At 43.0% G+C, this 15,550-nt stretch carries 10 protein-coding genes; 8 read left to right on the top strand and 2 right to left on the bottom strand.

The annotated features are described in order from the left end of the window. Positions 1-8: 8 nt before the first annotated feature. The gene (locus A1QC_RS12915) at positions 9-2,789 is read right to left on the bottom strand and encodes a GNAT family N-acetyltransferase (RefSeq protein WP_017024077.1); all 2,781 of its coding nucleotides are present in this window, start codon (positions 2,787-2,789) and stop codon (positions 9-11) included. A gap of 54 nt (positions 2,790-2,843) precedes the next feature. Beyond that, on the bottom strand, positions 2,844-4,043 hold the full coding sequence (locus A1QC_RS12910) for an MFS transporter (protein WP_017024076.1): 1,200 nt from the start codon (positions 4,041-4,043) through the stop codon (positions 2,844-2,846). A 163-nt stretch (positions 4,044-4,206) separates the two neighbouring features. Between A1QC_RS12910 and A1QC_RS12905 the strand changes: the two genes are divergently transcribed. The 8 genes from A1QC_RS12905 to A1QC_RS12870 all read left to right on the top strand — a co-directional run. Further along, positions 4,207-5,943 (top strand): IucA/IucC family protein, encoded by a 1,737-nt coding sequence (locus A1QC_RS12905; protein ID WP_017024075.1) that lies wholly within the window; start codon positions 4,207-4,209, stop codon positions 5,941-5,943. 151 nt (positions 5,944-6,094) lie between these two features. Beyond that, on the top strand, positions 6,095-6,862 hold the full coding sequence (locus tag A1QC_RS12900; RefSeq protein WP_017024074.1) for an ABC transporter ATP-binding protein: 768 nt from the start codon (positions 6,095-6,097) through the stop codon (positions 6,860-6,862). 51 nt (positions 6,863-6,913) lie between these two features. Further along, positions 6,914-7,858 carry a Fe(3+)-hydroxamate ABC transporter substrate-binding protein FhuD gene (fhuD, locus tag A1QC_RS12895; protein ID WP_017024073.1) on the top strand — a complete coding sequence of 315 codons (945 nt, stop codon included), beginning with the start codon at positions 6,914-6,916 and terminating at the stop codon, positions 7,856-7,858. 2 nt (positions 7,859-7,860) lie between these two features. Further along, positions 7,861-9,897, top strand: coding sequence for a Fe(3+)-hydroxamate ABC transporter permease FhuB (gene fhuB / locus A1QC_RS12890; protein ID WP_017024072.1), 2,037 nt, complete (start codon positions 7,861-7,863; stop codon positions 9,895-9,897). A gap of 197 nt (positions 9,898-10,094) precedes the next feature. Then, positions 10,095-12,305: a TonB-dependent receptor gene (locus A1QC_RS12885; protein ID WP_017024071.1), complete on the top strand. Its 2,211-nt coding sequence runs from the start codon at positions 10,095-10,097 to the stop codon at positions 12,303-12,305. Positions 12,306-12,436: 131 nt separating this feature from the next. Then, positions 12,437-13,624 carry a M24 family metallopeptidase gene (locus A1QC_RS12880; protein WP_017024070.1) on the top strand — a complete coding sequence of 396 codons (1,188 nt, stop codon included), beginning with the start codon at positions 12,437-12,439 and terminating at the stop codon, positions 13,622-13,624. A 39-nt stretch (positions 13,625-13,663) separates the two neighbouring features. Next, a complete protein-coding gene (locus tag A1QC_RS12875) occupies positions 13,664-14,131 on the top strand; it encodes an Lrp/AsnC family transcriptional regulator (RefSeq protein ID WP_017024069.1) in 468 nt (155 codons plus the stop codon). Between the two features lie 300 nt (positions 14,132-14,431). Next, positions 14,432-15,550: NAD-dependent succinate-semialdehyde dehydrogenase (locus A1QC_RS12870; RefSeq protein ID WP_241796608.1), on the top strand; the 1,119-nt coding region annotated here is incomplete at its 3' end.

Below are 15,550 nucleotides of genomic sequence, written 5' to 3'. Positions count from 1 at the left end.
TTTATTCATTAAAAGATGATGTTGCTAAAGAAAGCACCACGTTCACATTGCAATAATGCGGCTCTCTTGTGAGGAAAATCGAATTCAAATTGTTTTTGCATCCCAATGCGCTCGGTGAGTTTCACCACGCGGTGGTTTTTTGCGTTAGGCTCGCCATGTAAGCGCATGGTTTTTGGTTCACTTAAATAGCAGTAATGTAAGATGGATTTTCCCCACGCATCAAAGAAAGTGCCGCCTCGATAATCGAAATTACCCACGAGAATATGCACACCACGGTCATAATCTTGGTAATCGTAATATGGGCCTAAACGATCTTCTGGTGTCCAGTACACTTCAAAGTAACCAAAAGGCACACCATCAAATTCACCGATGACGGCAAATTGATGCGGATCTTGTTCCAGCTTGGCTAGATATTCTCGGTGCATAGATAAACTGCCTTCCAATTCCCAAATAGGGTGAATAAGAGGGTGGTTATGCCATTGATGGAATATTTCAAGATCACGATCAGCATCGATCACTCGGAAGGTTAATGTGCGTTTTAAGTGATAGCAGTAACGTTGAAATACTTGACCCACTGGCTTTTGAGGACGAAGCGGGTGTGAGATGCCATTGGTGGCGGTTTGTGCTTGATAGGGAATGTCAGTTTGTTCAAGGTGCCAAATAGGGGAAGCTTGCAAAAAAACCTCACGTTGCATACTTCCATCATTAGCAATGTGTTGTTGAGCAAAGCTAGGCCAAGTAATACTGGTTACTTTGTCGGTTTTAAAAGCATAAAAAGCATGCTCTAAAGCGCTCCACCACAATAACGGATCTTCAATGTTGGCATCAAAATAGATGTTGTCATCACGCGTGACGACATCAAACTCGGCTTGCTTTTGTCCAAATTCATACACAGTGAAGCTTTGGTGTGCAGGCTGTACTAGGGCAGAGTTATCTTCAATACTTGCATTCAGTTCTATGCATACATTGCGCTCGGTTGTAATCGGTTTATGTACTCTTTTTTTATCATTCTCATCGAAGAATGGATTCGAAATATCGCAGTAAATCTTACTTGGATCAGGCAAAGTAGCTTCGTTGAAATCGGAAAGAAAACATAAGAAATTGCGCTTCCAATATAAGGTTGGTGAATCAAGTAAGTAGTCGTAAAAGCTTGAGTCTTTAGGGTGCGCTTGGCGTAAAGCCGAAAACTTATGTTGGCAAATACGCCAAAGTAGCTGCTCTTTAATGCCATGATCGGCGGCAATAGCGGTAATCGTGTTTAATAGCGTATTGCCAATTAAGTAGTAGGCAAGGTAAGGGTTCACCTTGTTTTTTTGCACAAAGTATTCAGGCTTCAGACCATTAAACACCGATGAAAAACGGTTTAAAGCGATATCGGTGAGCCCAATTCCCTGACAATCACGATACTTCATGCCAATAGGTAGGTTGTCTGAAACCTCTAATAAAATGTTTTGCTGGTGGGCGAGTAACACAATGCCATAGTCACTGCGAGCAATGCATAATGGTTCAATGACGTTATCTAAAAAGTGCGATAACCATTGGTTGGCAGCATCAATAATAGAAATGTTTTTCTGCAAAGAATACTGTTTAACCCAAGTACCAATTTGACAGCTATTGTCGATGTTCTGATTTACGGTCGCTAATAAATAGGTATTCGCTGCTTTGTCTGATTGTGGTTTGGTGTGAGCGGAATTGTAAAAAACATTCTCCCTTAAACACACTAAAGGTAAATCAAGACATTCCCCTTGTTGATTTTGAATGGAACACCACACAGGTTCTTGCAAAAATTCGGTTGTGGGCATGCGTTGAAGCATTTCCTTGCCAGTGTTTGAATCGAGTAACTGGCTAAATTGAATGCCGCGTTTTGCTTCTTTTTCAGTTAATAAACGCAATGAATTGGTGAGTTTGACGGGTAAGGATACTTTCAACATCCAATTGAGTTTCGGATGATAAATGGCACGGCTTGATGACGTGGCCGTCCAACCTTGCGTGCTGAGCTGGCAATCGATCACATGTTCTGCTAAATGTTTTGCCTCTTTACTTTCTCGCCATGCTTGAGCTTGCAATGGATGCATGGGTAAGGCTAACCAACCTTGCTCAATTGAGTTGGGAATTGCCATTAATTCTTCATTACTTTCAGCGCAATCAAGCACAAGTGAATCCATCAATAGCTGTTTCATGGTAGAGAAAACGTCATGCTGTACGCCTTGTGAAACCACGTAATCTGGATGAACTGCAAACCATTCAATTGAAAACGATTGGCTAAATTCGGGCAGATAAGCGTGTTGCTCTTTACGGCTGAGCGGTTCACAGCTTTTTGGCGCAGGATGCATACTATGCCCACCAATTAAGGCTTGTTCTGAAGCAATAAACCCTGAGCTTTGAGAGATGAGTTTATCGGAAAGTGCTTGTTGAGCATGGCGAATGTAACTATCTGACTCTCCCACACGGTTAAAAAAGCGATCTTGAGATGCAGAATCTAAATCAGAGAAATAGTGGTCCACTAACAATTGTATCGCTGTTGGAAAATCAATACGTTGTTCAGGCCGTAAGTCAATGCGCCCGTTGCTCTCTGTATTTTGGGTTTCTAGTTGGAATATTTCTCCTTGGTAACGATGCCGACCAAGTTGTGAATGAAAACTTAGTGGAAGTGCCAATTGTGTGGATTTTACAGGAATAAATAATGTGTTGTGCTTAACCGTACAAGCATCAGTTTCCATCGCAAAGCTATTGAAAAAACTTTGAAGGCTAAGGGGATGATGCTGTGGAAAGGGGCGGTCTGGTTGCATGTTTCTTCCTTCTGAAAATAAGGTGATATTGATGGATCAAGAATTTGAATTTGATTAAGTATGTGAGATCGCTAGCCCATATTTACGCCGTAGCAAAACAGCGAATAAGATTAATGTGGTGATAAAAGCGATGAGTAAATACGCAATGTTGAGTTGGAAATAGAGAACGATCGAGGCGCAGCCAGTACCTAGAAGGTGGCCTGTGGAATGAGACTGAGCCAATAAACCACTTAACTTCCCGGTGTGGGATGGATTGGTGTCGATGGAAAGCAGTTGTTTGGAATACCAAGCAGGCAAATTAGACAGAGCAACCGTTAAAGTCATACTGAGCGCAAGCAATACGACTAAATGATAGCCGGGCAAGCTTAACAAAGTGGCAGTAATGAATAATGCCCAAACGGTGCTTCCCCAAATAAGTCTTGGGTAAGCCATCATGATTGGTATTAACCATAATTGATTAAACGCCATCATGACGCTAATACCCACCATTATGCTGGCAAGATAACGAGACACTTCTTGTTCGTTTAAACCCAGCTTTGATAAGTACGGAATCAGCATCAGTTGATAAACAGCCACAAGCAAGGTCGTTAAACTTGCGGTGATAAACGTTAAATAATGGCGCTTTGCTAATGTCCACATCGCGGTAGGAGTTACCGTTAGTTCACGGTTACGATTTAGATTACTTTGGTGTTTTTCTTCATATTTCATGCAGCCTTTAGCAAGCCATTTTACGAACAGTAAGCTTAAGAATATGGGGATAATGGTAAGCAATAACACATGAGATAAAGCTAGCGGTAAGAACACGAATGTTGGTCCTAATAGCCTTCCTAACGTTGCGATACCACTGAGTTGAGACAACTTATTTAAGGCCGCGGGTTCTTGACGTGCCATGTAAGTTTGCCCAATGGGCATAAAAGCACTGCTGAATAAACCTAAGCCTAAACGACTCAGTGAAGCCAACCATAGTTGTGGTTGCTCAAAATGAAATAGCGCGCTGATGAAAGCAATATGACAAGCAATATACCCAATGGAAGCAATAGCGTAAGCCGAAGTTAAGCTTATTTTTTGCAGATACTTTCCCCATAACCCAGAGCCAATCCAATAACTAATTAAATTAACATTTAAAGCAATCGCTAAAATTCCTAACTCATTGCCTTGAGGATCAATCCCAAAGAGCGTTGCAATTTGAGGAAGTAGGGCGATCAAAAGTGTTTGATTTATCCCTAGTGTCAATAAAGAACCAAATAACCACATAAAACCAACAAGAAATACGAATGATAATAATTATCATTATAGTTATTGATCTTTAGGGTGGATGTCAATACATTAGACGAAATGCTGACATTTATTTCGTGCTACAAGTTTTGATTATGGCGCTTTTTATATTCATCAAATTGTTAAATATTTAGGGGGAAGGGTGAATCAACAACATTGGGAACAAGCAAACCGTAAATTGGTGGCGAAAACCTTAAGTGAGCTCCATTTTGAGCAGTTATTAACGTTTCAAGTTGAACCGTCAAATGAGCAGAACACACTACAGGGTTACCAATTGGACTGTGAAAAATATGATTGGCACTTCAAGGCGAGCACCAGTGTGTGGGGGATGTTGGTGGTTAAACCTGATTCGATTCAATCAAGTCATGGCTCGATCCCATTGCTTAATGACTTGTTGCTTGATTTGCAAAGCACGCTTGATATTAGTGATTTGAACTTAGCGGGGTTAATCGAAGAAACACAACAAACCCTGTGGAGCGAAATAAAAAGTTTAGAGTCCAGTGTCGGCATAACCGCGCAAGATATAGTGCAGATGGATGAAGTTTCGCGTCAACAGTATTTGCAGTCTCACCCTAAATTAATCGCAAACAAAGGACGACTGGGGTGGGGTGAGCAAGAATTAGCCAAGTATGCCCCTGAATCAGGCTCTTCTTTCGGATTACACTTTCTGGCCGTGGATAAACAAATTTCGATTTCTGGCATTAAAAGCGGCTTATCTCTTCAGTCATTATTTTCATCATTTACATCTGAATCAGAATGGCAACGGCTCATAGATAAATTACCAGACGGCGGGTTAGAACGATTTGATATCATTCTGGTTCATCCTTGGCAGCTGCAACGTTATTTAAAAAGTCAGTTTTTACAGTATTTCGTAGAAGGTAAATTAATCGACCTTGGTGTAACCGAAATGCAATGGTTGGCTCAGCAATCCATTCGTACCTTAACGGCGGTCGATCCGACTGTAAATGTGGATATTAAAACGGCACTCACCATTCTTAATACTTCTTGTTATCGAGGGATCCCAGGGCAATATATTGCACATGGCGCACGTATTTCGGCATGGCTTGCCAATTTGGTGAAAAGCGATGCATTGCTTCAATCGCATGGTTTGCATGTTCAACAAGAAATCGGTGGTGTGTATTGTCCTCACCCTTATCAATCTAAGTTTGATGGCGCTTACCGTTACAACGAAATGCTAGGTTGTATTTGGCGTGAGCGAGCAGAATCCATTTTGCCTTCTCATCAAAGACCATTATCAATGGCGACATTAATGCAAGCCGACGATCAAGGCGTTTCATGCATAGAAGCATTGATTGAGGTGTCTGGTAGAGCGCCGCAAGATTGGCTAAAAGCCATGTTTAAACATGTTGTGGTACCGATTTATCATTTGATGGTGAAATATGGGGTTGGTATTGTGGCACATGGACAAAATGTCACCCTTGTATTGCAAGACAACTTTCCTGTTGGCTGCATGATCAAAGATTTTCATGGAGATTTACGCTTAATTGACCAACCTTTTGAAGAATTAGACTCTTTGGATCGAGACATTCAAGATAATCTAGTTCGCCTGCCTGCTCATTACCTGATCCATGATTTATTAACCGGACATTTTGTGACGGTTCTTCGCTTTGTTTCACCGTGGCTTACCAATGTTGGTGTGTCTGAAACCCAATTTTACCGCTATCTGAATCAAGCTCTTCAAGAATATCAAAGCGAAAATCCTGAATTGGCTCCCCGCTTTAAGTTACTTAACTTGCTCACAGAAAAGATCGATAAAGTTTGCCTGAATAAAGTGCGTTTTAAAATTGGCTTAGGTGATAGCAGTGAAAGACCGCTACCAGAGCTTGCCGATCCGATTGCCAATCCACTATTGCTTTAAGGGGGATCTACCGGAATAGCGAATGGGTGAGTGATTTTTAGCATGGTGATAATAAAAGAGTAATAAAATAACACATTGGTATTGATACTGGTTATGATAATCATTACTATTTACGAAATTTTATATAAGTTCAATTTAGGTTGTTATTTTTATGTTCAAGTTAACGAACGTTGAGTTCGGCACTCAAGACAAAACGATTTTAAGTTCGACCTCGGTTGAATTTGAAACGGGTAAGGTGACGAGTTTACTTGGGCATAATGGCAGCGGTAAGTCGACGTTAATTAAAATGTTGGCCAGACAACAAGCCACCACTAAAGGCTTGATTGAGTTGGGCGGTCAGAATATTGACGCGCTTTCAGCGAAAGAATTTGCGCTTAAAGTGGCGTATTTACCGCAACACCCACCGGTGACCGATGGGGTGAAAGTTCGGGAGTTAGTGCGTTTTGGTCGTTACCCGTGGAAAGGTTTATTTGGACGTTATAGCTCACAAGATGATCATTATATTGACCAAGCGATTGAGCAAGTGGGGCTCACCAATATGCAAGATCGCTTTGTGGCGACCTTATCCGGTGGTGAAAGGCAACGTGCTTGGGTGGCGATGTTATTGGCGCAACGCAGCGAATGTATTTTACTTGATGAGCCAACCTCGGCACTGGATGTGGCGCATCAATATGAATTGTTGGCGCTTATCCGTGAGTTAAATCAAAGCCTCGATCTGACTGTGATTATGGTGTTGCACGATATCAATATGGCTGCACGTTTTAGCGATCATATTGTGGCGCTTCATTCTGGAAAAGTTTTAGCCAGCGGTTCACCTGATGATCTGATGCAACAAGATGTTTTGCATTCGATTTATGGTATTGATTTGGATTTATTTATTCACCCCAAAACCGGTCAATCGATCAGCTACATACGCTAGTTCGGTATTTCACATTCATCAATTTACCTTTATCAGTTGGAAAGCATTCACATGGAAGTAGGGTTAGTGGCAATCAAAAGCGTATTGAATCGATTCATTATGGTGATGAGTTTGATGATGCTCAGTTTAAGCAGTCATGCGCAAGTGTTTAAGCATGAAATGGGCGAAGTAGATCTGCCTAAAACGCCCGTTAAAGTGGTGGCATTGGATTGGGTATTAACGGAGCATTTATTAGCACTAGGAGTGACGCCTTACGGTGTCGCAGATGTGAAAGGCTATCAAGGATGGGTAGTTGAACCTGCATTACCTGAATCGGTGATCAGTGTGGGATCTCGCCGCGAACCAAACTTAGAGCTGTTAGCGCAGATAAAGCCTGATTTGATCGTGATGAGCGATGCCATGAGCCCGGCTTATGAAAAGCTCAATGCGATTGCACCAACGATGGTGTTGAGTGTGTATACGGATGCTCATCAACCACTTGAAGCGGCTAAGCAACAATTACTGACTTTAGGTAAGGTGCTCAATCGAAGCGCACAAGCTGAAAAAGTGATTGCTGATTTCGATCAAACCATACAAACCAATAAACAAGCTTTAGCCGCCGCCAAACAACCTGCTTCACCTTTGTTATTTATCCGCTTTATTGGCGACAAGCATATCCGAGTGCACGGTAATCAATCTTTGGCTGGCGAAACCATTAGCGCTATGGGGCTTACCAATGCTTGGATTCAAGAGGGAAATACCTGGGGATTTAGTTCAACCACGATTCAGCAACTGGCGCCTTTGCAAAATGCTCAAGTATTTTACTTTGGCCCTTTAAGCGAAGACGACAACAAGGTGTTAACCACCAATCCGATTTGGAATGTCATGGGGTTTGTCAGAGAGCATCGAGTACATGAACTGCCAGCGGTTTGGACCTTTGGTGGGGTGAAAGCGGCTCAAAGGTTGAGTGAACTAGTGACTAAACAGTTGTTGATCTCTGAGTCAGGTCAAGAATAACCATGGATTTAGCAGCTCACGTTGTAAAACCTATTCGTATCCGGTTAAACGCTGTGTTTTTCATTGCGTTAGCCGCTGTGCTTTGCGTGTTTTTGATGCAATACAGTTTGCCTTATCCGTTGCCAATGTCGCAATGGGGGAGTGCTATTTTTGCCCCTGATATGAACAGCTATCAGCAAGTGATTGTGCATTATAGCTTTTTTCCTCGCTTAACCATGGCGCTGCTATGTGGCGCAGGGCTTGCAATGGCTGGGTGCGTTATGCAAACCGTGTTAAGAAACCCATTAGCCTCCCCAACCACGTTAGGGGTGGCATCTGGGGCACAATTAGGCATTGCGATAGCTTTATTATTACCCTTACAAAGTTGGACGGCATGGTCACCAATATTAAGTGGGCTTGCTTCTTATTTAACGCCGCAATGGTTCGCGTTTATCGGTGGGTTATTCGCGACGGGGTTAGTGTTTTTATTAACGGCGAAAAAGGGTTTTGCGCCTTTGCAAATGGTGTTAGCAGGAATGGTGGTGACACTATTTCTGGGTGCATTAAACATGGTGCTGATTTTATTTAATGAACAACAACTGACCGGCTTATTTATTTGGGGAGCGGGCGCGCTCGATCAAAATGATTGGCAAGGCGTTGCCATGTTGTGGCCTCAGTTATTGGTCGCCTTTGCCATTTTACTGGTGATCCAAAGGCCACTATCCATTATGCAATTAGGGGAGGAAGTGGCTTCATCTATTGGCATTAAAGTAGCGGGATTACGCATTGCCGCCTTAGTGGTGTCGGTTTTCATTACGGCAAGCATTGTGAGTGAAGTCGGCATCATTAGTTTTATTGGCTTGGTTGCGCCTGCATTAGCTAAGTTATTGGGTGCTCGTAAAATGATCAGCCAATTGTTGTTAAGCACCTTGGTTGGGGCATTGTTATTACTGTTCACGGATTTACTTGTTATGCCTTATGCCGGTATCGCAGGGGATTTATTACCCACTGGCGCGGTAACCGCATTAATTGGCGCGCCGTGTTTATTGTGGCTATTAAATCAAAAGTCGTGGTCGGCCAGTCAACGTTTTGAAGCACCAAGTAGCCCCCATTTCATTGATAAACCATTTCTTCCAGTCTTGAGTATGGCGGTTGTGGTGTTAGTTGGGCTTTTTTGTCTATCGCTATTTGTTGGTCAAACGCAGTTGGGGTGGAGCGCCACGTTATCTGCAACGGTGTTTGATTTGCGTATGCCAAGGATTGTCGTCGCGATCTTTGCCGGTTGCGCGTTGGCATTAGCCGGCACCATTATTCAGCGAATTACCGGGAACCCTATGTCGAGCCCCGAGGTAATTGGCATCAGTTCTGGCGCGGCTTTTTCGTTAGTGCTGGGTGTATTGTTATTTGGGTCGATTACGCGCTCAGAACAATTATTGTTAGGGGGTGCAGGCGCACTTTCTGTGATGTTTTTAGTGTGGTGGTTGAGCCGAAAAAGCCAGTTATCACCCGCCAGAATGCTATTAACCGGTGTAGCATTAAGCGCGTTTTTGGATTCGCTAATTCGTATTTCACTGGCCAGTGGTAACGATCAAGTCAAAGCATTACTGGCATGGTTATCGGGCTCTACGTATTTAGTGGCATGGCCTGATGTGAGCTTTTTAGTCGCGGGAACGCTTTTATTGGCGGGGCTATTGTTTACAGGGCATCGCTGGCTCGATCTGATGGCGCTTGGCAATGTGACGGCAAGTGCCATCGGCGTGAATACTTACCGAGTGCGCCAGTGGTTAATGTTACTGGCCTCTTTATTAACCGCATTGGCAGTCATTGTGGTGGGGCCGTTGAGTTTTGTTGGCTTACTTGCCCCTCATATGGCGAAATCATTAGGGCAATATACCGCGCGTCATCAAATGTTATTGTCGTGCATTATTGGCAGTAACATCATGGTGTTAGCCGATTGGCTTGGCCGAAATATTTGGTTTCCGTGGCAAGTCCCAGCCGGGTTGTTAGCTTCACTTATCGGTGGTGGGTATTTCATTTATCTGCTGAGAAAAGAGAAGTAAAAGTTTTTTAATATAAAAATCCCGATTCACTCGTCATTGTAGAGTTGAACAAAGGGATCAATTTAGCTCATATATGGTAATAGTTATCATTGGTATTCTTATTATCATAAAAGATGAGCAGTACATGCGGAGTGTGTACCTAAAAAAGGTACAAGATGAGTATTTATTGAATTCAATATAGAGAGAGAAGTTTGTAAATGGAAATTAACACGTTAAAAGGATTGAAATTGAAACCGTTAACTTTTGCAATAGCACTCGCGGGGACAAGCAGTTATTCCGTATTGGCTGATGAAAAAGCCAGCTCACTAGACACCATGGTTGTGGTTGCCAGTACCGCTCCTAAAAGTATCAGCGATATTCCTGGTACCGTTTGGTATGTTGACTCAGAGCGTATTGAGCAAGAAGCGCGAACCGGCAAAAGTTTAGGGGATATTCTTGCTGCGACCATTCCTTCGTTGGATGTGGGTAGCCAAGGACGTACGAACAATGGCCAAAATTTGCGTGGTCGTTCTGCATTGGTGATGATCGATGGGGTTTCTTTGAATTCATCACGCGCTATTAGCCGTCAGTTTGATTCTATCGACCCATTTAACATTGAGCGTATTGAAGTGTTATCGGGTGCGACATCAGTCTATGGTGCTGGTGCAACCGGTGGCGTAATTAATATTGTGACTAAAAAAGCGCAAGCGGGTGATGGCGTTCAAGCCGAAACTTACGTTGGTGCAGGGTCCGGCTTTAATAACAGCGATGATTATGACGGTAAAATCGCGCAATCTATCAGCGGTGGTAATGATAAAGCACGAGGTCGCATTTCTGCGGTGTATCACGAGACTGGTGGTAAATATGACGCCAATGGTGAGATCATTGTGCCTGATATTACCCAAGGTTCATTGCAATACAATACAGTGCTCGATCTTATGGCATCGGGTGAAGTGGACTTAACGGATACTCAAACGATCTCTATTTTGGCTCAATATTACGACAGCCAACAAGATAGCCCATACGGTATCAATTTTGGTCAAAACTTTGCCGGATTAAGAGATCCAAGCCAACTGGATGTTCGCAGTAAAGGTTATGAGTCGGATCAACAAGGTGGTACTGAGCGTTATATGCTCAATATGAACTATTTGAATTCTGATTTCTTAAACCAACAACTCATGGTTCAAGCGTCGTACCGTAAAGAAAATCTATCTTTTATTCCTTTTATTTACGGAACGTACATGGCGGCATCTGAGCAAGACACAGAAGTGGTGAGCTTGCGCATGGCATTGTTGAAAGATTTTGGACGCTTCAATTTAACTTATGGTGTTGATGGTTATATTGATACTTTAGAAAGCAGCCAAACGATTTTTGACCGTGCAACAAGTTACGCATCGGGTGGAATGGTCAATCGCTCATACGCGACAATAGGTCGTTACCCTGGTACGGAAGTGGCATCTGTTGCCGGTTTTATTCAAGGCGAATTTAACATTACCGATGCATGGTCAGTGCAAGGTGGTTATCGCTATCAGTACATCAATAACACGATTGATGATTTCGTTGGTGCGGATCAACAAGCCTTAATTGCGCTTGGCGGCGCGACATCGGCCGATAGCATTGATGGTGGCAGCACAGATTACAACGTCGGTTTATTTAACTTAGGTACTATTTACCGCATTAATAACACAAACCAAGTATGGGCAAACTTCTCGCAAGGTTTTGATCTTGCAGACCCGGCTAAATACTATGGCTCTGGTGAGTATCAAAGTAATGCATCGGGTCATTTAGAGTTAATTGACAGTATTAATGTGGCCGATTCACAGCTAGCTGGCATGAAAACCAACAGTTATGAGGTTGGTATGCGTAATCAAATTGGGGAATTGAGCATTCAAACTGCCGCTTATATTTCTCTGTCTGACAAAGTCATTTCATACAATAAAAAGAATCTATTATTAGAAGAAATCGATTCTGACAAACGTGTTTATGGCTTAGAAACAGAATTAAATTATTGGGTTACGCAAAACTTCCAAATCGGTGGTTCTGGTCATATTGTTCGTACAGAAGAAAAAGACACGAACGGAAATTGGGTTAAATCGGCAGTCACCAGTGCCAGTGCATCTAAAGCCAGTGCTTGGTTAGGTTGGTTTGATGATCAATATGCCATGCGCTTACAAAGTAACACCATGTTTGATCTGAGCGATGATTATGATGGTGAGCTTGATGGTTACACAACGGTTGATTTCTCGAGCTCAGTGAATTTGCCAGTAGGCAGTATTGCTCTTGGTATTCAAAACTTATTTGATGAGGATTACACCACAGTTTGGGGGCAACGCGCTCAAATGTACTACGGTGGCTCGGCTCCGGCTTCAATCTTTGATTACAAAGGACAAGGTCGTACTTACATGTTGAGTTATCAAGTGAAGTACTAATCAACAACGTCATGAAATGAAATTGAAACAGGTGCCTTGTGTGCCTGTTTTTTTGGGGCAAAATTTTCTCTGTCAACCATACTGGCACTATGGATGTTTATTTCAGTGTGACTAAGCTGAGGGGAAGTAGTATGCAACGTGTCGTTTTTAAATTTTCCTTAGAGGAGTACCAGCAGCGCTTACTTAAAGTTCGTCAATCTATGGAAGTCAACGAGTTAGACCTATTGATCATTCACGATCCTGCCAATATGGCATGGTTAACGGGTTATGATGGTTGGTCTTTTTATGTCCCTCAATGTGTCGTTATTTCCACCAGTGGCGAGCCGGTTTGGTTTGGCCGCCTTCTTGATGCCAATGGTGCATTCCGCACCGTGTACATGGCGCCAGAAAATGTCTTTTATTACCCCGATCATTATGTAATGAATCCAAAGCTTCACCCGATGGAGTTTTTAGTTAAAGCTGTACTCGCCCCAAAACTGTGGGACAGAGGGCGTATTGGGGTTGAAAAAGACAACTATTATTTTAGCGCCACAGCCTTTGAATGGTTGCATGATAGTTTGCCAAACGCTCAATTAATTGATGCAACAGGGTTAGTGAATTGGTGTCGCGCAGTGAAGTCAGAGCAAGAACTGTTGTATATGTATCATGCAGCAAAAATTGTTGAAAACATGCATCGAGTCGCTTTCGACATGATTGAGCCGGGCTTACCAAAACATCACTTGGTGGCTGAAATTAACCGTCAAGCAGTACTTGGTTGTGAAGGGCACTATGGTGATTACGCCTCTATTGTTCCTATGCTTCCTTCTGGGGCGGACGCTTCAGCGCCCCATTTAACTTGGGATGATCAACCTTTTAATACTGGTGAAGGCACTTTTATTGAAATGGCGGGAGTGCATCGTCGCTATCATTGTCCACTATCACGGACCATTTTCTTAGGTGAGCCTAATGATGAATTTAAACGTGCCGATGAAGCATTAACCATCGCGCTTGAAGCAGCTATGGAGGTTGCGAAACCCGGGAATACTTGCGCAGATGTCGCAAATGTACTGCAAACCATTTTAGATAAAGTTGGATTTGATCGTGCTGGGGCTCGTTGTGGTTACCCCATTGGTTTAAGTTATCCGCCCGATTGGGGGGAACGCACCATGAGCTTTCGTTCCGAAGATCAAAGCATCTTAGAAGAAGGGATGACGTTTCATTTAATGCCCGGATTATGGTTCGACACATGGGGATTAGAAACAACAGAAAGTATTTTAATTACGTCGTTAGGGGCGACCGCGTTATGCGATTACCCTCGTCACTTGTTCGTTAAACATTAGATTTTATTTTCACGGTTCTTGCTTTTGAATGGAGGTGTCATGCAATTAGATCAGTACGACATTAAGATTTTACAAATACTGCAACACCAAGGTCGGATCACTAAATCGAATCTAGCGGATGAAATTCATTTATCGGTAAGCCCCTGCTGGGAACGTGTGAAAAAGTTAGAACAAGCGGGCATTATTGAAGGCTATGGCGCTCGGGTAAATATTAATAAGTTTTTAAAGCAAACCTCAGTTTTGGTCGAAGTATCTTTAAAAGAACATCATTCTCAAGCCTTTAAGCGTTTTGAAAGCCTTATGTGTCAATCCCCTGAAGTGACAGACTGCTATGCCACTGGTGGCGGTGTCGATTATATTTTGAAAGTTCAAACCCAAGACATCGATCAATATCAGCGTTTAGTGGATGTTTGGCTGGATTCGGATTTGGGGATTGAGCGTTATTACACGTATATCGTGACCAAAACCATTAAACAAAATATGTCCGTTGTTGAGTTTAAAGTTTAACGTTTTCTTGGTAAGAAACCGTCGAGCGATCAATTGAGAGAACCAACAGAAAAAAACGACACTGTGTAGCGACCACACAGAAAAAATTCCACTTTTAGCGGCAGCATTAAGAAACAATCCACAGTGACTTTTCTTATCCTTAATTGATACAAGTACGGTATGTATTAAGGTAAGGAGACGGTGATGGGATACGTTGAACGTGGTCACTATAATCAATTAGATCAATCGTCTAAGCAGCAATTCTTGGAACAACAACACTCGGAACAGCAACTCCCTGAGCATAAAGCGTCGCATGACTTAATGGGCATGCTTGATGATGTGCGGTTAGTCAGGAATCATGCTTATATAAACGGCAAGTGGGTATGTGGAGACGCATTTCAAGATGTAGAAAACCCCGCCGATAATCGCCCCCTTGGCTACATTACCAAACTCAATCAATCACAGGTCGAACATGCAATCGAGTCCGCTGACACGGCTTTTCACTCATGGCGGCAGTTAAGCGCCGATCAACGTGCTGATTATTTAATGCAATGGTATCAAGCCATTTTAGAGGCTAAGCAGGATCTAGCGCACCTTATTGTCATGGAGCAAGGGAAGACCTTATCAGAAGCATTAGGGGAAATTGATTATGGGGCATCCTTTATTCGCTGGTTCGCTGAGGAAGCTCGCCGAAGTTATGGTCACACCATGCCTAGCCATATATCGAATGCGCAGCTTTCCACACTTCGAGAGCCGATTGGCGTTGCGGCATTAATTACCCCATGGAATTTCCCCAATGCGATGATCACTCGAAAAGCGGCCGCAGCGTTAGCGATTGGTTGCACGGTGATCATTAAACCTGCTTCTACAACGCCTTTTTCGGCCTTGGCATTAGCTGAACTGGCGGACAGATGTGGCTTTCCTAAAGGTGTGCTGAATGTGATCACAGGCGATGCCTCCATGATATCCAATCGGCTATGTGCTTCACCTGTTGTAAAGGCGTTATCTTTCACAGGTTCGACCGCTGTAGGTAAATTACTTCTAGAGCAATCGGCCAAAACGGTTAAAAAATGCAGCATGGAATTGGGTGGCAATGCACCATTTATTATGTTGGCCGATATGGATATTGACCAAGCGGTTGAAGCCGCCATCGAGGCTAAATTTCAAACATCAGGTCAAGATTGTTTAGCCGCAAACCGTATTTTCGTACCTCGCCAACATTACGATGCATTTTTAGACCGCTTTGCTACCGCGATGAAATCTATCGTGGTGGGTAATGGCTTGGATCCAGCGGTGACGTTAGGGCCATTAATTTCACCTGCTGCGGCGAAAGAAGCAGAACGTCTTGTACAAGATGCCTTGGCAAAAGGGGCTCGGATTGCTGCGAAATATCAAGGTCATTTATCTGGGCCGAATTTTTATCCAGATCGGAAGAGCGGT

Origin of the sequence: Vibrio rumoiensis 1S-45 (genome assembly GCF_000286955.2) — a bacterium.
Taxonomy (GTDB): Bacteria; Pseudomonadota; Gammaproteobacteria; order Enterobacterales; family Vibrionaceae; genus Vibrio; species Vibrio rumoiensis_A.
Note: the sequence above shows the minus strand (reverse complement) of the source record. Positions and strands in the feature narration are given on the sequence as shown.